Raw genomic sequence first — 20,249 nt, 5'->3', positions numbered from 1 at the left:
CGCCTCTTCAGAACAAGAGGATCACATGGCAGAGAACGGCCTTTTCCCAGTCAGCCTTGTACGGCACAGGAATCGATTCTGGCGCCGGTTCACATCATACCAATTTGTTGCAGAGATGGACGCCTGTCCCATCGTCATCTCAGAAGTTCCGCAAATTGCCACATCTTTTCCGATTGTGTTCCTGTCAAACCAAACAGGTTTTTCTCCCGTCGCACTATTCTCAGTCATCCCGGAAATGGCACCGCCCTTCGTCGACCAAAACGGTCGCTGGCTTGCGCCTTATGTGCCTTCAGCGTTGCGTTGCTTTCCATTCCAGGCAGAAGCTTTAAAAAAGGGCGACTCTCGGTCACGTCTGTTTGTCGACGAGGATTCAGGGTTGGTAACACATGACCCTAAGGACCAACCATTTTTTACAGTGGACGGACTTTTGACGCAGGATCTCTGCAGTGTGCGCCGCTTTCTGCAAAATCGCCTGGCCTCGGCAAACAAAACGGACCAAGTCTGCTCTTTGATCGCTGAAATGGGTCTGCTTGTACCACTGGACGAACAGAATGGCGTCACTTTGACCGAGTGTTACTGGGGCGTTGATCCAATTCTTCTGGAACGATTGCCCGAGTCTTATAAATTGGCCCTGCTTTCCAGCGGCGCGCTACGGTTGATTCACGCTCATCAAGTATCCCTGTCGCATTGCGTTTGGCTGTCCAGTGCACAGAGCCAATCAGGCACGAGGAGTTCAGAACAAAACGACACCTTTGGCGGATTCATGACTGCACTTGCTGAAGAGGTTCGGCACGGACAATGCAAGGAGGGCGCGATCCATGCAATGGGTTAAGCTCGGGCTTGGAATCCTTGGCATAACAGCGGGGTTACTGTCAGTTTCAGCCTGCACCTCAACGCCCAACCTAGCCGATGTCGAGACATCTTTAACGCGAGGAACGACCGGAGCAAGCGCAACAGCACGATCTAAAAAACTGTCAAAGAACGCTTTTGACCAACAAGTGCGAAAGGCTGTTCAGAGCAGTTCGATTGTGGCACGAAGTGGGTCCAAAACAAGGACAATCCAAGCTTACCAGAATGCCGCTGGCGGTGCATTTTTGGCTCAGGCTTTATTGGGGTTGATAGCACGGCCCGTTCAGACGAACTCCATTAGTAGTGAAGTGCCGTCTTACTTGCGGGTATCAAACGGTCATGAATCTAGAATGGGTGTATTAACCGCGAAATCCCGAGTGTCGGGTACGAAACGCAACTACATGCAGCTACAGGAACGGCTGATTCTGGCAGAGCAGAACTTCGCTTTGGCCAATCACGCCTCATCGAGCCTAACCGAGACCATTCTGGGTTCTCCGGGGTTCACGATGGACACGCTGGATAAGTCGCTATGAATGTTGATCGTGCAACTCTGACCGAATTGGAAGCTTGCTTGTTGAATGTCGCAGCGACACTTGAGCGGCCATTGACAGTTGCAGCACTGAACGCCTGCCAATCTGGTGATACAGGTGAGTTGACCGTGCGCGATGCGATGTACGCGGCACAACGAGCAGGCCTGCAGGTCGGGTTTGGTGCGCGAAAGCTGTCGGCATTTGATGCACCGCTGGCACCCGCGATCTTGTTGTTGGAAGGCGATCGCGCCGTTGTGTACCACGGGCGCACGCGCAATGGCGATCTATTGCTTTACGACCCCACTTTGGATGACGGTATCGGAGAGGTTCCCGAAAGCGGCGTGGACGAAGTCTACACGGGCTATGCATTGTTGTTTCGACCCTTGCACCGCGACGAGGTTAACGCAGATCAAGCGGATCAGCGGGGTCATTGGTTCTGGTCGTCCCTTTCCGCAAACCGCTGGTCTTATGTTCAGGTGGCGCTGGCTGCGGCGATGGCAAACGTTCTGGGGCTTACGACCTCAGTCTTTATCATGATCGTCTACGACCGGGTCTTGCCCAACGAGGCGACCGAGTCGCTGATTGCTTTGACGCTTGGCGTGGGGTTGGCGCTTCTTTTTGACTTCGCGCTGAAGCTCCTTCGCGCGGGGTTCATAGATCGCGCCGGCCAGAATGCTGACATGTCCATGGGACGGCGAGTATTTGACCAGGTGCTGAATATTCGCATGTCGTCCCGAACGGGCTCAACGGGTGCAATGGCCAGTACCATCCGCGAATTCGAAACTTTGCGTGAATTCTTTACTTCTGCCACACTCGTCGCTGTCGTAGACTTGCCATTCATCGCGGTATTCATATTCGCGATCTATATGGTGGGCGGCCCGCTGGCGCTTGTTCCGGCACTCGCTGTACCAGTCGTTCTTCTCAGCGGACTGGCTGTTCAACCGATCCTGTCGCGTCTTGCTGAACAAAGTTTTGCAGACGGACAATCCAAGCAATCTGTTCTGGTTGAGGCTGTATCAGGCTTGGAAACCATCAAGACAACCGCCGCCAGTCGGCAGATGCGTATGCGGTGGGAAGGTGCAATTGCACGCCAGTCAAACTACGGATCACGCAGCAGGGCCGTTACTCAATTTGCCCTGAACCTAACTGGATTTACTCAGCAGGCCGCGCAAGTACTTATCGTCTTTTATGGTGTATTTCTGATCACGGATGGCCAGACGAGCATGGGGGCACTTGTTGCGTCGGTGATGCTGACCGGCCGTGCCCTGGCACCGCTGGGACAATTGGCGCAAACCCTGACACGTGTCAATCAGGCACGCAGTGCCTACCGCAATCTGGACACGTTAATGCAGGCGAGCAATGAGCGGCCTGAAGGCAAATCTTGGATCAGCAGATCCGAGTTTTCCGGGCGGATAACGTTTAACAATGTTCATTTCGCATATCCTGATCAAACGGAAGATGCGATGAAAGGTGTTTCATTTACAATCGAACCCGGTGAAAAAGTCGCTGTCCTGGGCCAGATTGGGTCGGGCAAGAGTACGATTGCGCGACTGCTGTTGGGCCTCTACCAACCGCGTGTGGGCTCGGTGATGTTGGACGGGCTGGACATTCGCCAGATTGATCCCGGCGACTTGCGGCGAAATATTGGTTCAGTCTTGCAAGACATCTGGCTGTTTTCCGGTACCGTCCGGGAAAACATTGCCAGCGGGTCGGTGCGCCCGCGTGATGATGAACTGATCCGTGCAGGGCGCATTGCAGGTGTCGAAGATTTTATCGCGCGGCACCCACGGGGCTATGATCAGCCTGTAGCCGAACGAGGAGAAGGATTGTCAGGTGGTCAAAGGCAGGCGATTGCATTGGCCCGGGCGCTTATCGGGCATCCTCCTGTCCTGCTGCTGGATGAGCCTACGAGTGCGATGGACGTCAAATCCGAATCCGAAATTATACGCCGCCTTAAAAAGACCACGCCAGATACCACGATGATCATTGTGACGCACCGAACCAGCCTGCTGGAACTGGTTGATCGGGTCATAGTGATTGAGGATGGCAAAATTGCGATGGATGGACCCAAAAACATCCTGACGCAGACAGTTCGCAAGCCCGGGAGGCATCTGAATGTCGCGGCATCCTGATCTGGAAAGCCTCGCCCGTGAAATGCGTGGAGGGTCACCGCTGCGGGGATCATTGCTGCTGCTCCTGATACTCAGTTGTTTGATAAGCGCCGTCGCCTGGGCTCATTTAACTGAACTCGACGATGTCGTGAGGGCAGATGGGCGTATCGTGCCATCCGGCGATATTCAGGTGATCGAAGCGACCGAACCCGGTGTTTTGCGGTCCGTTCACGTGCGCGAGGGTCTGGTGGTTGAGGCTGGTACATTGCTGATGGAGCTGAATACTACTCAGATCGAACGAGAGTTGAGCCAAGAGCAACAGCGTGCCTTTGGTTTGATGGCCCGCGCACAACGACTACGTGCCGAAATCGATGGGGCTGAGCTTGAGTTCGACGACGATCTTCTGACTGGCGCGCCAGATGTCGTGCGGTCGGAGACTGCGCTGTACCACGGTCGGCAAGCAGAACTTGAAGCTGAGATTGCAATTCTCTCTCGACAGCGCGAACAGCGGCAACGCGAGTACGAAGAGGGATTGGTTGACCAGGTCACGTCAACCGAGACCCTGAATGTGTTGGCCGATGAGCGCGCTATGATGGTGCCATTGGTCGAACAGAAGATGGAACCGGCAACAACCCTTTTGGCCCTGCGCCGTAGCGAGGCGGAATGGAAAGGCCGCAAGGTCAGAGCAGAGGCGATGATCAACCGGTTGAAGGCCGGGCTGGATGAAGTGGATGACAAGGTCCGCGCGACGCGTAGTCGGTTTCGTAGTGCCGCACTAACTGATCTGGCTTTGGTTTCGGCAGAGCTTGCCGCCTTGCAACCTGCCCTACCCTCTTTGCGTGACCGTGCGTCTCGCGCGCTGATCCGGGCCCCCGTACGGGGTGTCGTAAACCGGATTCACCGGACGACGATCGGCGGGATGGCCCGAAGCGGTGAGGAACTGATTGAGATTGTTCCGTTGGACGACCGATTGTTGGTGGAAGCCTATGTTCGACCCAAGGACATCGCCTTCCTGCACCCAGAGCAAAAGGTCAAAATCAAGATCACGGCCTACGATTTTTCGCGGTACGGCAGTCTGGATGGTGAGATCGTTCGAATCGGTGCCGACACCATCACTCGCTCGGAACGAAGTGAAGAAGAGGTTTTCGTCGTCGAAATTCAGACTTCAGACACGATGTTGGATGCGGGTGGTACAGCGGTTGAAATCATCCCAGGAATGATCGCTCAAGTCGATATTCTGTCAGGCCAAAAGTCAGTTCTTGATTATCTGATCCAACCTGTTCTGAAGATAAAAGACGAGGCGCTGCGCGATTGAAGAGAACGACAGATGGGCAGCAGATAGCAAAGCGCCAGCCGATAGACATCTTAGGCGTCGGGGGGGACCGACGACTAAGACCAGGTCACGTCACCAAGAAAGATATATCCCGCACCATATATCGTTTTAATAAGGCGCGGGTTTTTGGGATCTTCGCCCAGCTTCGTTCGCAAGCGGGAAATCCGAACATCCATAGCGCGGTCAAAGCTGTCACCTGCCCCGCCACCCAACATGTCCTGCATGCGCGCGCGGCTGATCAGGCGTTTGGGACTTTCAAGAAACAATCGCAGAACCTCACCTTCGGCGTGGCTGAAAGGTGTCTCGACGCCATCGGCATTGATCAAGACATATCGATCAAACTGTGCGGTCCAACCATTGAATTCGGCTATGTCTGAATTCGGCGTTGCTGGTCCAGTAGAGCGTAGCCGGGCGCGGACCCGAGCAATTACTTCGGCTGGATCAAATGGTTTGGTGATGTAATCATCTGCGCCAAGCTCCAATCCCGTTACCCGGTCCTGTACCTGAGCGCGGCCTGAAATGATGATGACGGCAGCACCTTGCTCAAGCGCAAGTTTGTGCACAAGTGTAAGACCGTCGGTATCCGGTAATGATAAATCCACCAAACACAGATCCGGAGTGACCCTTTTCAGCGAAGCTTCAAATTCACGGGCACGTGAAAAGCTCTGAGTTTGAAACCCGGCATCTTCCAGCGCTTCCGTTAGGATACGGCGGATTTCAGGTTCGTCATCGAGAATGGTCACCAAAGGTTGTGTCATTCAGGCGGCCTCGGTTCGGATCAACGCCGACAATTGCGACGATGTGAATGGTTTGCTTAGGACGGGTGCACGGGTCAATGCCTGATGATGTAGCGGGTCATTTAGCGGCAGCGACGTCATCAGTATACAGGGCAACGCACCATTCAGGCGGTCGACAATGTCGATCCCAGTGCCTTCGCCCTCCAGCTTAATATCTGATAGAACCAGCGCGATATCACCGATTTCCGACGTCAAGGTCAAAGCTTCATCGACCGAGCTTGCCTCGATCACCGAACACCCCAAATCGACCAGCATGTCCCGGAACTGACTGCGCAGGTCATCGCTGTCTTCAACCAACAATACGAGACCCGCTTGCGCGGACGGGGCAGGACGGTAGGGCAAACGTATCACGACCGAAGCACCAGAAGGCGTGTTGCGCAAATTAAGGTCACCGCCCGCCAGCTTTACCGTGTCGTAGACCATTGGAAGTCCCAACCCCGAGCCATCGCTGCCTTTGGTGGAAAAGAATGGGTTTAACGCTTTCTTTAATGCTTCCCCGGTAAACCCCGGGCCAGTGTCCGACACCGTGATCTCAACCCATATTGTCCCGATTGCATGCGCAGTGATCGTGATCTGGCCCGATGTGCCGCAAGCATCCCGCGCATTCAGAACCAGGTTCAGCAGTGCATCCTGAACCATGCCGGGATCGAGCATCAGCGCCTTGTCGGGTAGAGTATTGACCACCGACAACCCCATGCCCCGCGGCAAGGACGGGGTGGCAAGGATTCGCAAATCCTCAAGTAAACCGCGCATATCCGTCGCCTGAGGTTGAGGCGTGCGATTGCCGGTCATGTCCGCGATGCGATTCAGCAATTGCCCCCCGCGACGGGCGGTCTGTTGCGTGGCCGTGACAAGCTGTCCGGCTTCCTCGGGCAAATCCATCTTCTCCAATCGCGCCTGCATGCCCAGAATGATGGTCAGCAAGTTTGAAAAGTCATGGGCGAGTCCGCTGGTCATTTGCGCTGCCATAGCTCGGCGCCGCGTTTGCTGAAGGGCGACACGGGCCTGAGTTTCCTCGGTGATATCCACCGACATGACATAAACACCACCTGCCTTGTCGGGTGTGAATGATACCCGAATGCGGCGCGAATCCTGATCCTCGGTAAATTCAAAAACCGAAGGTTGGCCGCCATAGGCCTGTTCCAGATGCGGTTTTACCCGATCATAGGCCGCCGGCCCCAAAGCCTTTGATATATGAAGACCCAGAATGTCAGACGGGCGGCCGGGCATAACCGAACTGAGGCGGCGGTTTGAGTAATCGTATCGTCCATCGGTATCCAGATGCGCGATATGGGCTGGCATCATCTCGGTCGTCATCCGAGTGCGGGCCTCGATCTCAGTCAGCTGACGCTTGGCTTCTTCCAGCGCGGTAATGGTCGCTGCCAATTTGCGGTTGGTTGCGGAAAGCTCTTCGGCATGGCTCAGAAGTTGGCCTGACAGTTCTTCTGAACGGGCACGCAGCAAATCTTCCACCCGCTTCGTGCGAGTTATGTCGGTATAGACGGCCACCCAGCCCCCATTGGGCAAAGGTGCACCTTCGACCGAGATCACCTGACCATTAGGCCGGGTCCGCTCCATGTAATGCGGCTCGAACGCGAGGGCCTGTGAAACACGGAGCTCGACCATCTCATCAACATCGCCAACCGTGCCGTATTCCCCTCGGCTGGCGAGAAAATGGATTGTATCGCGAAACAAGGCCCCCGGCTCGACAAGTTCACTTGGCAGATCGAACATTTCCTGAAACCGCAGGTTGCTGACCACGAGACGCAATTGGCTGTCATAGATCGACAACGCCTGACCGATCAGGTTCAGGCCAGCCGTGGTCATCGCCTTGATGCGCTGTTCGGAAATGTCCAAATTCATCCTCCCCTGCGCCCATGGGTATCACCAGTTCAGACGCAGGTGTAGGGAGATTTATCTATCCATGCAGCGGCAAATTGTTCGCGGCGCGGTAGGCTTGCACATAGCCACGTGCCACCGATCGAACGGCTGTTCCGATCTGCGAATAAGCCTCGTCCGGCAGGTTGGCAAAGGACACGCGAGCGGACCATCCGGGTGCATCAAATCCGCTGCCGTTCAGCAAAACGATGCCATAGTCTTCGGCCAGCTTGAACGCGATATCCAATGGGTGAACGTTCTGCTTGATCCAAGCCACGACATCTTCACCGACATATTTTCGCAACCAGTATTCGAAATCGATGATACCGTAATAGGCGTCGTAATGCTCACCTGCCTGCACCTCGATCCCCATTGCTTCGGTCAGGAGTTTGAAGCGGCGATGAACCAACTCCATACAGGCGGTCTGATAGATTTTCTTGCTGTCGACCAACTCACTAAGTGAAAACAGCGTCATCATCACCTGCTGCGGCAGCGACAGGCCCGCCGTGTGGTTCAGGGCCACATCCCGGCTATCGGCCACAAGCCGGTCGATAAAGCGAATGTCGCGCGGCGTCAGGCTAAGCGTGCCATAGCGCTTGTCCAGGGCCTGTTTGATCTCATCCGGGTGATCCGCCAGCTTGAGATCGAAGATGTTGTCTTGCGCGACAGCAATCACGCCAAGACGCCAGCCGGTGCAGCCAAAGTACTTGGAATAGGAATACACCCCGATCGTGTTGCGTGGCAGATGGCCCATGACCGAGGTAAAATCATGCACAAAGGTGCCGTAGACATCATCCGTTAGCACGATCAGATCAGGCCGGTGATTTTCAACCAGATCCGCTAGTTTGCGAAGTGACGCGGTACTGAGCGCGACCGAAGACGGATTGCCGGGATTGACTAGGAAGAACGCCTTTACCTTGGGATCTTTCAGCTTTTCCACTGCGGCATCCGTCAGTTGGAAGCCGTCTTCCTCGTCGGTTTCCACATGGACGGATTCAAGGCTGTAATCCTCAAGCTCTGGCATTTCCAGATAGGGGGTGAAGATCGGTGTACACAACGCGATCGTATCACCCGGGTTCAGCAGCCGATTGGCTTTGAGAGACTTGAAGATATAACACATCGCCGCCGTGCCGCCTTCGACTGCGAACAAATCGAACTGAGCGTCAGGCCGGTGACCTCGGCACATGGACCACATCAGGTATTCATGGGCAATGGTGGCATTGTGTTTCAGGATGCGGTCAGGCACCGGATAGTTATCACCGATGATCGAATCCGTCAGTTCATGCACAAACTCGTCCGCATCGAAATCAAATGCGGATATGGCATGCGCCACGACCTCAAGCAGCGTATCGACGCCCGGCGTGTCGGAATGATCAGACGCCCAGCTCTGCAGCCGTCCATGGCAACCTTTCTGCGCCGGCATTCCGCCTAAACCAGCGGGGTGGTCCATCACACGTTTGGATTCAGTTATGGCAAATTGACCAAGGGCAAAGAACGCCTCACGCGGACGGGTGGCAACCCAGTTAGGATTGCCGCGCCCCGCGTTCAGGAAAGCACTATTGGCCTTACGCGCCTCGGCCGAGGCCAGTTTGATCAGCTCATCCTTGATCTGAAACGGGCTGAGTGCTTCGTAATCGTGCAGCGTTACTCTATCCATAACGTGAACCTCTCCAAATCAGCTTAGGATCAAAACAACGACCATCCCGAAGATGGTCAATAATGTATTTCCGATCGCATACGGCATTCCGTAGCCAAGCGCCGGGATGCGACTTTGCGCGGCTTCCTGGATCATACCCAACGCCGCCGTCGTGGTGCGCGCACCTGCGCAGGCACCAAACAGAATGGCCGGGTGGAATTTGAACACGTAATGCCCGACGTAAACTGCAAAGATCATTGGTAGCGAAGTCGCGACGATTCCCCATAGCAGCAGCGCAATACCGGCCTGTTGCAGTCCCGCGACAAATCCCGGCCCTGCGGTGATCCCTATCACCGCGATAAACACGTTCAGACCCAGAGTGTTCATCAACCAAAGCGCCGGACCCGGGATGCGCCCAAAGGTCGGGTGCACCGTACGCAGCCAACCCAGCACCAGCCCAGCCAGCAGCGCGCCTCCGGTAGTGGAAAGGCTGATCGGGAAACCACCCATCATGACTGACAGTGTTCCAATGATGCCGCCGATGAAAATCCCCCAGCCTACAAAGGCCAGATCTGTGGTGTCTACCGGGCGGTCGGCATAGCCAATCTGGGCAACTGCGGCCTCGACATGACGCTTGCTGCCCTGAATTGTGACGATGTCACCACGATGCACGACTGTCCCGGGTAGCAGCGGCAAATCCTGCATGTTTCGCATCAGTTTCGAGACATAAATGCCCCGCGCGATCGACAGTTTGCTTAGCTCTTCAAGCGTCTTGTTATGAACCTCTTTGCTGGTGATCAGCACATCCAGTTTTTCCGACGGTATGCTCAGCAGATCAGGCGCGTCAGCTTCTGTAAGATTGGTCTCAAGCAAACCCACCAGATCAGCGCGGCGGCCTGAGAACATCACAACATCTCCGGCCCGCAATACGGTGTTATCATCTACCTCTATGATCTTCCCGTCACGTCTCAGGCGTTCGGCATAGATGCGGATACCGGGCATCAGATCTTTGACCGGTTGCCCCAGCAGATCGCTACCTTCTGGGATCTCAAAGGCCCGCGCCTCGATCGCGCGATATGCCGAGACGATGCCATCACCGGTTTCAACCGACGTCGTGCCACCCAGCTTAGCCTCATATTCCTTGCAGGCCGCGACCAGATCGACGCCAATCAGACGCGGGCCGATCTTGGCCAGAATGATGGCCGACCCGATTGTGCCGTAAATATAGGTCACCGCATAGGCAATCGGAATCTGGTTAGCATAGGTTTTGGCCTGTTCCGCCGACAGGCCCAGCTGGCCAATTTGGTCGGTGGCAACACCGATCGCCGCTGAAATCGTCTGCGATCCGGCATAAAGCCCCGCGGCATAGCCAAGTTCCAGACCCGCGACCTTGGCTGCGATGATCGGGATTACAAGGCAAAGTGCGAGCACGCTGAGCGCAAAGAACACCTCGCGCGCGCCGTCTGCTTTCAGGCCGCGGATGAACTGAGGTCCGACACCGTAGCCCACAGCAAAGATGAACAAGATGAAGAAAGTCGATTTGACCGCCGAGTCGATTTCAATCTGGGCCTGCCCGATCACCACCGCCGCCAACAACGTTGCCGTGACCGTGCCCAGACTGAATCCCATCAGTTTCCAGGGACCAACGAGAAAGCCGATACCGATGGACAGGAACACCGCCAATTCAGGGTAGTTTTGAAGAATATGCACCAGCCAATCGACCATCAATCACCTCTCAATCCGCGCCTGACAGGCATTTGAGGCAAAAGCCGGAGACAAGGTGAAGAAGCGCCCAATTGGCCCACTTGCTGCCCGACCAAGCCGCCTGTTCGAACACACAACCGCAACAGGAAAACTTCGGCCTCACGATACCTTACAAAGGACATTTGTCTATAATTATCTGAATATTAATAGTTCTGCTTGTCCGCCCTCATTCAGAACATCCTGACTGAGCCTGCCCCACAATGCAAACACGCGAAACGCATGGCTCGCCCGCTCTGCCTGCTCCAGAGCCGGAACCATGGGCTTCACTGTCGCTCTACCGCAATGCGCGGGCGCAAAATCCTGAGGGGTTCGAACAAATCCATTGCAGCGACCCGGTGTTTGCCATCACATACCGCTATGACACGGCCGACGATTATTTCCGAGACCAGCGCAACCGGCGTTTGTATCCGCCTTGCCGGAGATCTGCGCACTCAATCGTTGGATCGTGTCGAAGCGGGTTTTGCCGCCCAAAAGCCCAACGGCCAAGATGTCATTGTGGACATGTCGCAAGTTGAATCGCTGGATACCGGAGGGGCCTGGCTAGTCGCCAATCTGGTGCAGCGGATGGGAAGTGAGGGCGCTCAGGTCCAACTCGAAGGGTTGGCCCCTGCACATTCGTCATTGATCGAAACAGTATCGCACAACATACCCGAGGTTACAGGAGAAGAACTGCCGCCGCATGGCTTTGTGAATTGGGTTGCCCGGATTGGGCAAAAAACTTTTGGCGCCTGGAAGGACACATTATCAATCATCGGCTTTCTTGGCCTTACTCTGCATCGATTGGTCCGGACTCTGATCATGCCATGGCGACTGCGTCGTGCTGCGTTGGTGTCACAGATGGAGCAAGTCGGCTTCAAGGCGCTGCCGATTGTGTCCTTGATGGGTTTCCTGATCGGCGTCGTTCTGGCCTTTCAGGGCGCGACGCAGTTGAAACAGTTCGGGGCTGAGATCTTTGTTGTCGAATTGATCTCCATCTCGATCCTGCGTGAGCTTGGTATCCTGCTGACAGCAATCATCGTCGCAGGTCGCTCCGGGTCGGCTTTTACGGCTTCGATTGGCTCGATGAAGGTGCAGGAAGAGATTGATGCGATGCGCACCCTGGGGTTGGATCCGATTGAAGTTCTGGTCATTCCCCGTGTTCTGGCGCTGTTGATCATGTTGCCCATTCTTGGCTTTGTTGCCGATATGGCTGGCCTGATCGGCGGAGCGTTGATGAGTTGGATCGACCTCGGTGTCAGCCCCGGCATGTTCCTGACCCGGTTGAAGGAAAATACCGGCGTCGCACAACTTGCCGTCGGGATGATCAAGGCACCGTTCTTTGCACTGGTGATCGGTGTCATTGCCTGCTGGCAGGCTATGCAGGTCAAAGGTTCATCCGAAAGCGTTGGTCAGCGGACGACAGCCTCGGTCGTGCAATCGATCTTTATGGTCATCGCCATCGACGCCCTGTTTTCGATCTTCTTCTCAGAGTTGGGGATCTGACATGGATGGAGCCGCGCTTCAGGACAAGCCCCGATCCGACACGAAACGCGAGGCCGTTATTCGTGTGCGCAATTTAACCAACCAGTTCGGCGAGCAAGTGGTCCACGATAACCTCAACCTCGATGTCTGGCGCGGTGAAGTGCTGGGTGTTGTCGGTGGATCGGGCACTGGGAAGTCCGTGCTTTTGCGTACGATCGTCGGGCTGAACAAGCCCAAGTCGGGAAGTATTGAGGTTCTTGGCGTCGATGTTCTTAATGGCCCCGAAGAAGAACGTCAGCGGATCGAAAGAAGCTGGGGCGTGGCATTTCAGGACGGTGCGCTGTTTTCCTCACTGACTGTATTGCAGAACGTGATGGCGCCTCTGCGCGAGCACACGGGTATCAGTGAAAAATTGATGGCCGCACTAGGTGGGCTGAAGATCAGTCTCGTTGGCTTGCCTCAACTAAGTTGCAGCAAGTTCCCCTCGGAACTGTCCGGTGGAATGCGCAAACGCGCTGCGTTGGCCCGCGCCCTGTCGCTGGACCCGGAAATCGTTTTTCTGGACGAACCAACTGCCGGGTTGGACCCGATCGGGGCCGCCGCATATGATGACCTGATCGGGGAACTTCAGCACACGTTGGGGCTGACCGTGTTCATGGTAACGCATGATCTGGACAGCCTTTATGCCATATGTGATCGCGTCGCGGTACTTGCGGAAAAACGCGTGCTGGTTGAAGGTCCGATAGAAGAGATGACCAAGGTCGACCATCCTTGGGTTCAGGAATATTTCACAGGCCCCCGCGCCCGTGCGGCACAACAGAAGGGGCAGGACAGGTAGAGGCGATGGAGACCCGAGCGAATTACATCCTGATCGGTGCGTTCACCCTGGCGGGCATCCTTGGTGCCTTCGGGTTCTTTCTGTGGCTCGCCAAATTCGAAGTGACTCGGCAATACGCCTATTATGATGTGTTGTTCGACAATGTCTCGGGCCTGTCGGCTGCAGGTGGCGTAAATTACAACGGCTTGCCCGTGGGTCAGGTGGTTTCCTTGGACTTGGACAAAGATGACCCGTCAAAGGTGCGAGTGCGGCTTGAGGTTGATGCCGACATCCCTGTTACCAAAGAAACCATCGCACAATTGCAATCTCTGGGTGTGACAGGGGTTGCTTATGTTGAGCTTTCCGGAGGGTCTCCAACCGCAGAAAGGCTGGCCCAGAACAGTGTCATCCCAAGCAAGCGCAGTTCGATTCAATCCTTGCTTGAGGGTGCGCCAGAGGTTCTCGAAAAGGCGGTCACCCTGTTGGAGAACCTCAATTCGGTTGTTGATGACAAAAACCGAAAGGCGGTGTCGGATATCCTGAACAATCTGGCAGAAGCGTCGGGCAAGCTCGATAAAACTCTGACGGATTTCCAGTCGCTCTCGTCCGATTTGGGCGGTGCGGCCAAAGACGTTGGAGAATTTACCAAGAGACTGGATACGTTGGCGAACACGGCCGAAACGACGTTGAGCACAGGAACGGACACGCTGAAGAGTATCAAAGAGACCTCAGAATCCGCCAAAACAACGCTAGAGACTGCAAATAACGCCATTGCCAGTGCTGAAAGCGTGATTCAGGAAGATATCCGGCCCTTTATCGAACGCGGGTCAATCCTGGCCGAAAGGCTGACTCGGCTGTCAGATGAAGGCAGCGTTACGCTTGAGGTAATCAGCGAGACTGTTCTGAATGCAAACACCACCCTTGAATCGGTTACATCGACTATGGATTCAGCCAAAGGGGCGCTCAATTCAGCAGAGAGGGCGTTTGACTCGGCAAACCGCGTGATGGACGAGGATATCTCACCTGTCGCTGAAGATGTGAGTAAGGCGGCCAATCAGGTTGCGGAAACCGTCTCGAATATCACCGAAAAGATTGACAAGATTTCCGACGATGTTCTCAGCGCCTCCCAATCGGCGTCGGATCTGCTGGGAACCATCGACGGGATCGTTCAGGACAACCGCCGTCAGGTTTCGGACTTCTTGCGCGTTGGGTTGCCTCAGTTCATCCGGTTCATCGAGGAATCACAGCGTCTGGTCATCAGTCTGGATAGATTGGTCGACAAGGTCGAACGCGACCCGGCCCGCTTTTTGTTAGGCACCCAAGCATCGGAGTTTCGTCAATGATACGGCCCTTAATATTGACTCTGGTTTTGGCCGCTTTGACGGGCTGCACGGGCTTGGGCACGCTGCGGCAGGCTTCTAAGCCCAATGATTTGTATTTGCTGACACCCAAAAGCACGTTCTCGTCATCGCTGCCGCGTATCCAAAAACAGATCGTTGTCGAAGAGCCCACAGCGACGGCGGCCGTGAACACCGATCAGATCGCCGTGCAGCCCACCTTGCTTCAGGTTCAGTATCTACCGCGGGCCCGATGGGTGGATCGCGCTCCGTTAATTGTGCAGGCGCTGATGGTCGAAAGCTATGAAAATTCCGGCAAGGTCGCGGCCGTAGGACGTTCGACCGTAGGCCTGAGAGCGGACTATGTGATCGCGCCTGATCTGCGCGAATTTCAGGGCATCGTCATCAGCGAAACCGAAGACACGAAAACGGTCCGCGTAGAAGTGCGCATCAATATCAAGATCATCGATGAGTATGAGGACAAGATCATCGCTTCAAGCTCATTCCAGGAAGCAGTGCTGGCGACCAGCGATAAAACACCCGAACTGGTTGAGGCCTTTGATATCGCCTTGGGCAAGACAATGCGGGATGCCGTAGAATGGAGCATCCGCAAAATCCATACGCATACGCTCAATAACCCGCGATCAAGACCTAGCTAGTGGTCGCTAGAACTGGCTCGCTGAGGCGACTTGCCAGTCAGCGGCGAACTCTTCAGGGATGGTCTTGCCCAACAGAGAGCCGTCATCCAGAAAGCTGTATAGCTCGGCATAAGACCGCTCTCGTTCATCCGCATTTCGGCGCCGGATGTCAGCAGGGCGCAGGTCGGAAACTTTTGCTTTGCCCATAGCCCCTAATATCTCGCGGAAGCTTTCAAGCGTCGCGTCATGAAACCGATGCACGCGCTGTCGTTTCTGTGGCACATTCACCGCCCGCCCACGGATCGGATCTTGCGTCGCTACCCCCGAGGGGCACCTGTTGGTGTTGCAATGCAGCGCCTGAATGCACCCCACCGCAAACATCATCGCCCGCGCCGCGTTACACATATCCGCACCCAAAGCAAATTTCTCGACCATATCAAATCCGGTGGCCACTTTGCCCGAACAGATCACCCGAACCTTGTCGCGGACTCCAATACCGCGCAGGCAGTTGTTCACAAAGATCAGCGCCTCGTTAAGCGGCATCCCCAATCGGTTGGTAAACTCGACCGGGGCAGCGCCAGTGCCCCCTTCCGCGCCGTCCACCGTGATGAAGTCAGGCAGAATCTCAGTTTCCAACATCGCTTTGCAAATCGCCATAAACTCGGATCGACGACCGATGCACAGTTTGAAGCCTACGGGCTTGCCACCTGACATCTCTCGCAGATGCTGAACGAAATGCATCAATCCAGTCGGTCCATCAAAAGCCGAATGAATAGGTGGGGAAATCACATCCTGATGTACTGGAACCCCACGAATCTCGGCGATTTCTTCATCCACCTTTGCCGCCGGTAGGACCCCGCCATGAGACGGCTTCGCCCCTTGCGATAGTTTGATCTCGATCGCCTTGACGACGTCTTTCTTGGCCTTTTCGGCAAACAGGTCCTTATCGAACCCACCTTCAGGCGTGCGGCATCCAAAATATCCTGTTCCGATTTGCCAGATGATGTCTCCACCTTCTGCCAGATGGTGGGGGGACAGTCCGCCTTCGCCCGTGTTATGCGCAAAACCCCCATCTTTTGCACCGCCATTCAAAGCACGGATTGCGTTGGCGCTGAGTGCACCGAAACTCATTGCTGATACGTTCAGACGCGACGCATTGTAGGGTTTGTCGCACTGAGGGCCGCCCAGTATCACCCGTTCTTCGCTCTCTTCAACGTGCTTGGGGGATAGCGAGTGATCAGCGCGGTGATAACCTACCGTCATGATATCGTACTGAGTGCCAAACGCCTGAGTATCCACCTGCCCCTTGGCGCGGGAATAGACCAGACTGCGGATAATCCGATTATAGGGCCGCCCGCTCTCATTGGTTTCAACGAAATACTGCCGGATTTCAGGGCTGACAAACTCCAACATATATCGGAAGTGACCCAGTACCGGGTAGTTGTTCAGCACATTATGCTTTGTTGTCAGCATATCGTAGAGACCGACAACCGCATAGGGGATCAGTATGATCAGCAACCAGTGGGCGGGTGGCCAGAAAAAACCCCAAAGCAAAGTCAAAGGCAAGCAGACATAGCTGAGGAAATAGTAAAGCCTGCGAACAATCATTTCCTATCTCCCTGAGTAGCGCTGTGACAGCGTGACCTTGAATGGACATTGGGTCCATGACCCTGCTCTTCATCCAGAACGTGGAACAAATTGACCTGTTTGCGCAAGCCCTTGCTAATCAAACAAAGATAACGGTTGGGTTAGCGAGGCCGGTTGAACCAAGCAAAAGCAGTCTGTATGCAAAATGAAACGCTGGTCAGAGCAGGATCAACCGCAGTGTCGAAAACAGCGCCTGCATTCGGGCATCGCGCCCTGATGTATACAGCCGTCTTTGTGGGGGGTGCTGCAGGCTCGTTGCTGCGCGAGCTATTTTCGCTGGAGATCCCCGGCGCTCCGTTCCTGACCGCGACTTTCGGCATCAATGTTGCGGCCTGTTTCGTTCTAGGTTGGCTCTATGCCATTCGAAATCGTGTCCACGCCCACGTCCTGCATCTAGGGGCCGTCGGATTTTGCGGTGGGCTATCGACGTTTTCCTCATTCGTTGCCGAGCTGGAAAGACTGGCAGAAACCGGGAATTGGTTTGTGGTTATCGCCGTATGCGCGGAGATCGCATTTGGTCTTACGGCGGCGGTTCTTGGGGAAGCGCTGGGTCGGCGGCATCATTCCCGGGAAACATCGGAATGACGACCTTGTATCTGCATGCCATGTTCGCATTGGGCGGAGGATTGGGGGCTGTACTGCGGCATTGGCTGGCACTTCGGGTGACGCATGATCTGCCGTACTCGACCCTGATCGTGAATGTTCTGGGCAGCCTTCTGCTGGGTCTATGGATTGGTTATCTGGGTGGCTCTGCAGAAATGGGCGAAGAGGAAAAACGCCTTGTATTCGGGTTTTGCGGCGGCTTCACCACATTCTCAAGCTTCGCCTATCAATCGCTGCAATTGCACCGTGAACAGACGATCGTATTTGCCGCCGGTAACATCGCTCTCAGCCTCGTCTTGTGCTGGTTCGCGCTATGGCTGGGCCTTGTTCTGACGCGCTAGTGAACGGGTGCTGCAGCCCTTTGGTCGGGCCTGGGCGCGCGGCAGAAGAACAACAGTGGGATCGTGGCCAACGCCAGCAGTCCAAGATTGTTGAATACTGTAAGGTACGAGATCATCTCGGCCTGCCGTGCGATCTCTTGCCCCAGAATGGCGGCGCCCTGAGCGCTATCGGGTGTTAGCCCCAGCGGCGCAAGATAAGCCTGTGCAGCAGGATTGTAGGGTGTCACATTCTGGCTGAGCACTGCCGTATTGGTTTGCAGGCCTCGCACGACCCAAGTCCCCACCAATGAAATACCTACCGAAGAGCCAAGCTGCCTGGTGACGTTGAATAAGCCCGAGGCCTCATCCTGCCTTGATTTACTGATGCTCTCGAATGCCAGAATAGACATCGGCACAAACACCAGCCCCATCCCCAGACCACTGACAAAGCCCGGCCAAGCCAGTTGCCAGAAACCGGCGTCGAGGTTGAGCGTGCCCAACATGAAATTCCCCAGTGCTGTCAACAGCATCCCCAACCCGGCTAAAACTCGTGGATCAAACCGGGTGACCAGTACGGCCCCGGTCAGCACCATCGATGCACCTGCGGCGATCCCGCGCGGTATGAACAAATGACCGGATTCGATCACGGGGTAATCGAGCAGGCTTTGCACAAAGGTTGGCAGTATGGCGATCCCGCCAAACAATGAGATCGCGAACCCCGCTATCACTAGGTTGCACAGGGCAAAGTTGCGATCCGCAAAAAGGCGCAAATCAACGACAGAATGCCGGGATGTCAGAGAATGGACGATGAACCCCATTGCCCCAAGAACCGAAGCGATCAACGCCAGCTGTATCATCCTCGATGACAGCCAGTCCTTGGTCTCACCTTGGTCAAGAATGAATTGAAGGCATCCGATGCCAAGTGCCAGCAGCGCCAGACCTTTCCAGTCGATGCGCACCTCTTCGGTTTTGTCGTCCGGCAACTCGCCCGCTAAAAGCAGCAGGGCCATGGCAGCGACCGGAAGGTTGACGAAAAACACCATTCGCCACGAAAAATACTCAGTCAGGACTGCGCCTACAGTTGGGCCCAACACAGGTGCGACCACCACGCCCAAGCCAAAGACCGCCATGGCCTGCCCCCGTTTTTCACGCGGAAAGGCGTCAAACAGGATGGACTGCGACAACGGGATCAGGAACGCGCCGAACATCCCCTGCGCCAGGCGGAACGCGACGATAGTCTGAAGACTCCATGACAGGCCGCACATGACAGACATTGTGGCAAAACCCGTGACCGCAGTCAGGATCAGCCTGCGCCGCCCGACCCGACGCGCGACAAACCCGGTCAGCGGCATGACCACAACGGCGGAGACGATATAGCTGGTTAAGATCCATGTCGCCTGATCGGTTGTGGCCCCAAAAGCCGCCTGAATATGCGGCAACGCAACATTGACGATGGTACTGTCCAGAACTTCGAGAATTGCACTGAGCACGACGGCCACGACAATCACGCGATTGATGTGGCCGGCATCAGTCATTGGCTGGTTCCGGTTGTATCCACCGTAACTTTGCTGCTGCCTCCTACACGTAGCGGAGCATCAGTTGGATCAAGCTCAATCCGCACCGGGAAACGTCGAGTGACCTTGACCCAGTTGCCGCTGGAGTTTTCGGACGGCAACAACGAAAACGTATCGCCCGAGCCTCGACCGATCGACGCAACCTTGCCGGTCAGGGTCGTGTCTGGAAGCATATCCACCTGCACTGTGACCGGCTGACCGGGTCGGATGCGTGGCAGTGATGTTTCCTTGAAATTTGCATCGACCCACCAGTCAGACGACTCGACAATGGAAAATTGCGGCGCATTGGCCGAGACAGACGACCCTGGCCGCAGCGTCAGATTTGCGATCCAGCCATCGGCCGCGGCATAGACCTTGGTCCAGACAAGATCGGCCTGCGCGATTTCCAACGCAGCCTGCGAGGACAACACATTGTCCTGCCGGGCCGCGAGGCCACTTTGCAACGCAGAAAGCTCGGACCGGCTGGTGGTCAACCGGGCCGAAGCCTGTGCGAATTCGGACGTAGTTTGGTCCAGCGAGGCCTGCGCGAGGTCCCCGTCCGAAAACAAAGCTCGGGCGCGTTCAAGATTGCTCTGCGCGGTTTCGTAGAAAGAGTTGGCGCTTTCGACAGCGGCCTGTGCAGCGGTGATCTGGTTCGAGAAGGAGTCAGCCTGCTGAATGGCACTGTCCAGATTAGCTTTGGCCTGATCGACCGAGGCTTGGAACTGTGTCGGATCAATCGAGAACAGCAAATCGCCTGCATTGACCGGCTGGTTTTCGACCACCGCAACGTCTGAAACCTGCCCGGTCACCTGTGCGGCCACGTAGATGATATTCGCGCCGATATAGGCGTCTTTTGTTGACGGATACCGCTCTTCATGCCGCCAGAAAAGGAACAATCCAATAGCAATCGTGACCAGTATCCCTGCGGCGGCAATTGCCTTGAATGACTTCATAAGCAGCTTCCTTTTCGGT

The 20,249-nt window shown here is 55.5% G+C and carries 17 protein-coding genes; 10 read left to right on the top strand and 7 right to left on the bottom strand.

The window, feature by feature from the left end; genetic code table 11:
* The first annotated feature begins 25 nt into the window (after positions 1–25).
* The 4 genes from ACR0EN_RS08940 to ACR0EN_RS08925 all read left to right on the top strand — a co-directional run bounded on the left by ACR0EN_RS08940 (position 26) and on the right by ACR0EN_RS08925 (position 4,805).
* The gene (locus tag ACR0EN_RS08940) at positions 26–832 is read left to right on the top strand and encodes a SapC family protein (RefSeq protein ID WP_480586286.1); all 807 of its coding nucleotides are present in this window, start codon (positions 26–28) and stop codon (positions 830–832) included.
* A gap of 367 nt (positions 833–1,199) precedes the next feature.
* Entirely contained in the window at positions 1,200–1,382 is a 183-nt protein-coding gene (locus ACR0EN_RS08935) for a hypothetical protein (protein ID WP_170509688.1), read from the top strand.
* Positions 1,379–3,511 carry a type I secretion system permease/ATPase gene (locus tag ACR0EN_RS08930; protein WP_480586283.1) on the top strand — a complete coding sequence of 711 codons (2,133 nt, stop codon included), beginning with the start codon at positions 1,379–1,381 and terminating at the stop codon, positions 3,509–3,511. Before ACR0EN_RS08935 ends, ACR0EN_RS08930 begins: the two co-directional genes overlap by 4 nt.
* The gene (locus ACR0EN_RS08925; protein WP_170625511.1) at positions 3,495–4,805 is read left to right on the top strand and encodes an HlyD family type I secretion periplasmic adaptor subunit; all 1,311 of its coding nucleotides are present in this window, start codon (positions 3,495–3,497) and stop codon (positions 4,803–4,805) included. Before ACR0EN_RS08930 ends, ACR0EN_RS08925 begins: the two co-directional genes overlap by 17 nt.
* Before the next feature lie 74 nt (positions 4,806–4,879).
* Here the strand turns inward: ACR0EN_RS08925 and ACR0EN_RS08920 are convergent, their stop codons facing one another.
* From ACR0EN_RS08920 to aspT, 4 genes are read right to left on the bottom strand one after another with little or no spacing between them, the layout of a single operon-like run.
* Positions 4,880–5,581 carry a response regulator transcription factor gene (locus tag ACR0EN_RS08920; protein ID WP_480586280.1) on the bottom strand — a complete coding sequence of 234 codons (702 nt, stop codon included), beginning with the start codon at positions 5,579–5,581 and terminating at the stop codon, positions 4,880–4,882.
* On the bottom strand, positions 5,582–7,483 hold the full coding sequence (locus tag ACR0EN_RS08915; RefSeq protein ID WP_480586277.1) for a PAS-domain containing protein: 1,902 nt from the start codon (positions 7,481–7,483) through the stop codon (positions 5,582–5,584). It abuts the gene before it with no gap.
* Positions 7,484–7,538: 55 nt separating this feature from the next.
* Positions 7,539–9,155, bottom strand: a complete 1,617-nt coding sequence (locus tag ACR0EN_RS08910) for a bifunctional aspartate transaminase/aspartate 4-decarboxylase (protein WP_480562016.1) — start codon at positions 9,153–9,155, stop codon at positions 7,539–7,541.
* An 18-nt stretch (positions 9,156–9,173) separates the two neighbouring features.
* The gene (gene aspT, locus ACR0EN_RS08905; protein ID WP_480586274.1) at positions 9,174–10,859 is read right to left on the bottom strand and encodes an aspartate-alanine antiporter; all 1,686 of its coding nucleotides are present in this window, start codon (positions 10,857–10,859) and stop codon (positions 9,174–9,176) included.
* Positions 10,860–11,255: 396 nt separating this feature from the next.
* On the opposite strand from aspT, the gene ACR0EN_RS08900 reads away from it, so the two are divergent.
* Genes ACR0EN_RS08900 through ACR0EN_RS08885 form a run of 4 tightly spaced genes read left to right on the top strand, consistent with a single transcriptional unit; the run spans position 11,256 to position 15,172 of the window.
* Entirely contained in the window at positions 11,256–12,380 is a 1,125-nt protein-coding gene (locus tag ACR0EN_RS08900) for an ABC transporter permease (protein ID WP_170735890.1), read from the top strand.
* A 1-nt stretch (position 12,381) separates the two neighbouring features.
* Complete coding sequence (locus ACR0EN_RS08895; RefSeq protein ID WP_170407830.1) at positions 12,382–13,197, top strand: ABC transporter ATP-binding protein; 816 nt, start codon at positions 12,382–12,384, stop codon at positions 13,195–13,197.
* A 5-nt stretch (positions 13,198–13,202) separates the two neighbouring features.
* On the top strand, positions 13,203–14,519 hold the full coding sequence (locus ACR0EN_RS08890) for an MlaD family protein (RefSeq protein ID WP_480586271.1): 1,317 nt from the start codon (positions 13,203–13,205) through the stop codon (positions 14,517–14,519).
* Entirely contained in the window at positions 14,516–15,172 is a 657-nt protein-coding gene (locus ACR0EN_RS08885; RefSeq protein WP_170407827.1) for an ABC-type transport auxiliary lipoprotein family protein, read from the top strand. The genes ACR0EN_RS08890 and ACR0EN_RS08885 overlap by 4 nt, the downstream gene beginning before the upstream one ends.
* Positions 15,173–15,178: 6 nt before the next feature.
* Here the strand turns inward: ACR0EN_RS08885 and ACR0EN_RS08880 are convergent, their stop codons facing one another.
* On the bottom strand, positions 15,179–16,759 hold the full coding sequence (locus tag ACR0EN_RS08880; protein WP_170394512.1) for an FMN-binding glutamate synthase family protein: 1,581 nt from the start codon (positions 16,757–16,759) through the stop codon (positions 15,179–15,181).
* 216 nt (positions 16,760–16,975) lie between these two features.
* On the opposite strand from ACR0EN_RS08880, the gene ACR0EN_RS08875 reads away from it, so the two are divergent.
* A complete protein-coding gene (locus tag ACR0EN_RS08875; protein WP_480586268.1) occupies positions 16,976–17,383 on the top strand; it encodes a fluoride efflux transporter FluC in 408 nt (135 codons plus the stop codon).
* Positions 17,380–17,742: a fluoride efflux transporter CrcB gene (gene crcB, locus ACR0EN_RS08870; RefSeq protein WP_480586265.1), complete on the top strand. Its 363-nt coding sequence runs from the start codon at positions 17,380–17,382 to the stop codon at positions 17,740–17,742. The genes ACR0EN_RS08875 and crcB overlap by 4 nt, the downstream gene beginning before the upstream one ends.
* Here the strand turns inward: crcB and ACR0EN_RS08865 are convergent.
* Entirely contained in the window at positions 17,739–19,256 is a 1,518-nt protein-coding gene (locus ACR0EN_RS08865) for a DHA2 family efflux MFS transporter permease subunit (protein ID WP_480586262.1), read from the bottom strand. The genes crcB and ACR0EN_RS08865 overlap by 4 nt on opposite strands.
* Positions 19,253–20,230, bottom strand: a complete 978-nt coding sequence (locus tag ACR0EN_RS08860; protein WP_170509660.1) for an HlyD family secretion protein — start codon at positions 20,228–20,230, stop codon at positions 19,253–19,255. The genes ACR0EN_RS08865 and ACR0EN_RS08860 overlap by 4 nt, the downstream gene beginning before the upstream one ends.
* Between the last annotated feature and the right edge of the window lie 19 nt (positions 20,231–20,249).

Source organism: Ruegeria sp. AB7, from assembly GCF_056542625.1.
Note: the sequence above shows the minus strand (reverse complement) of the source record. Positions and strands in the feature narration are given on the sequence as shown.

Bases quoted from the DNA above. Each gene is read 5' to 3' on its own strand.
- ACR0EN_RS08940 (WP_480586286.1), top strand. From the start codon at position 26: ATGGCAGAGAACGGCCTTTTCCCAGTCAGCCTTGTACGGCACAGGAAT.
- ACR0EN_RS08935 (WP_170509688.1), top strand. From the start codon at position 1,200: ATGGGTGTATTAACCGCGAAATCCCGAGTGTCGGGTACGAAACGCAAC.
- ACR0EN_RS08930 (WP_480586283.1), top strand. From the start codon at position 1,379: ATGAATGTTGATCGTGCAACTCTGACCGAATTGGAAGCTTGCTTGTTG.
- ACR0EN_RS08925 (WP_170625511.1), top strand. From the start codon at position 3,495: ATGTCGCGGCATCCTGATCTGGAAAGCCTCGCCCGTGAAATGCGTGGA.
- ACR0EN_RS08920 (WP_480586280.1), bottom strand. From the start codon at position 5,581: ATGACACAACCTTTGGTGACCATTCTCGATGACGAACCTGAAATCCGC.
- ACR0EN_RS08915 (WP_480586277.1), bottom strand. From the start codon at position 7,483: ATGAATTTGGACATTTCCGAACAGCGCATCAAGGCGATGACCACGGCT.
- ACR0EN_RS08910 (WP_480562016.1), bottom strand. From the start codon at position 9,155: ATGGATAGAGTAACGCTGCACGATTACGAAGCACTCAGCCCGTTTCAG.
- aspT (WP_480586274.1), bottom strand. From the start codon at position 10,859: ATGGTCGATTGGCTGGTGCATATTCTTCAAAACTACCCTGAATTGGCG.
- ACR0EN_RS08900 (WP_170735890.1), top strand. From the start codon at position 11,256: ATGACACGGCCGACGATTATTTCCGAGACCAGCGCAACCGGCGTTTGT.
- ACR0EN_RS08895 (WP_170407830.1), top strand. From the start codon at position 12,382: ATGGATGGAGCCGCGCTTCAGGACAAGCCCCGATCCGACACGAAACGC.
- ACR0EN_RS08890 (WP_480586271.1), top strand. From the start codon at position 13,203: ATGGAGACCCGAGCGAATTACATCCTGATCGGTGCGTTCACCCTGGCG.
- ACR0EN_RS08885 (WP_170407827.1), top strand. From the start codon at position 14,516: ATGATACGGCCCTTAATATTGACTCTGGTTTTGGCCGCTTTGACGGGC.
- ACR0EN_RS08880 (WP_170394512.1), bottom strand. From the start codon at position 16,759: ATGATTGTTCGCAGGCTTTACTATTTCCTCAGCTATGTCTGCTTGCCT.
- crcB (WP_480586265.1), top strand. From the start codon at position 17,380: ATGACGACCTTGTATCTGCATGCCATGTTCGCATTGGGCGGAGGATTG.
- ACR0EN_RS08865 (WP_480586262.1), bottom strand. From the start codon at position 19,256: ATGACTGATGCCGGCCACATCAATCGCGTGATTGTCGTGGCCGTCGTG.
- ACR0EN_RS08860 (WP_170509660.1), bottom strand. From the start codon at position 20,230: ATGAAGTCATTCAAGGCAATTGCCGCCGCAGGGATACTGGTCACGATT.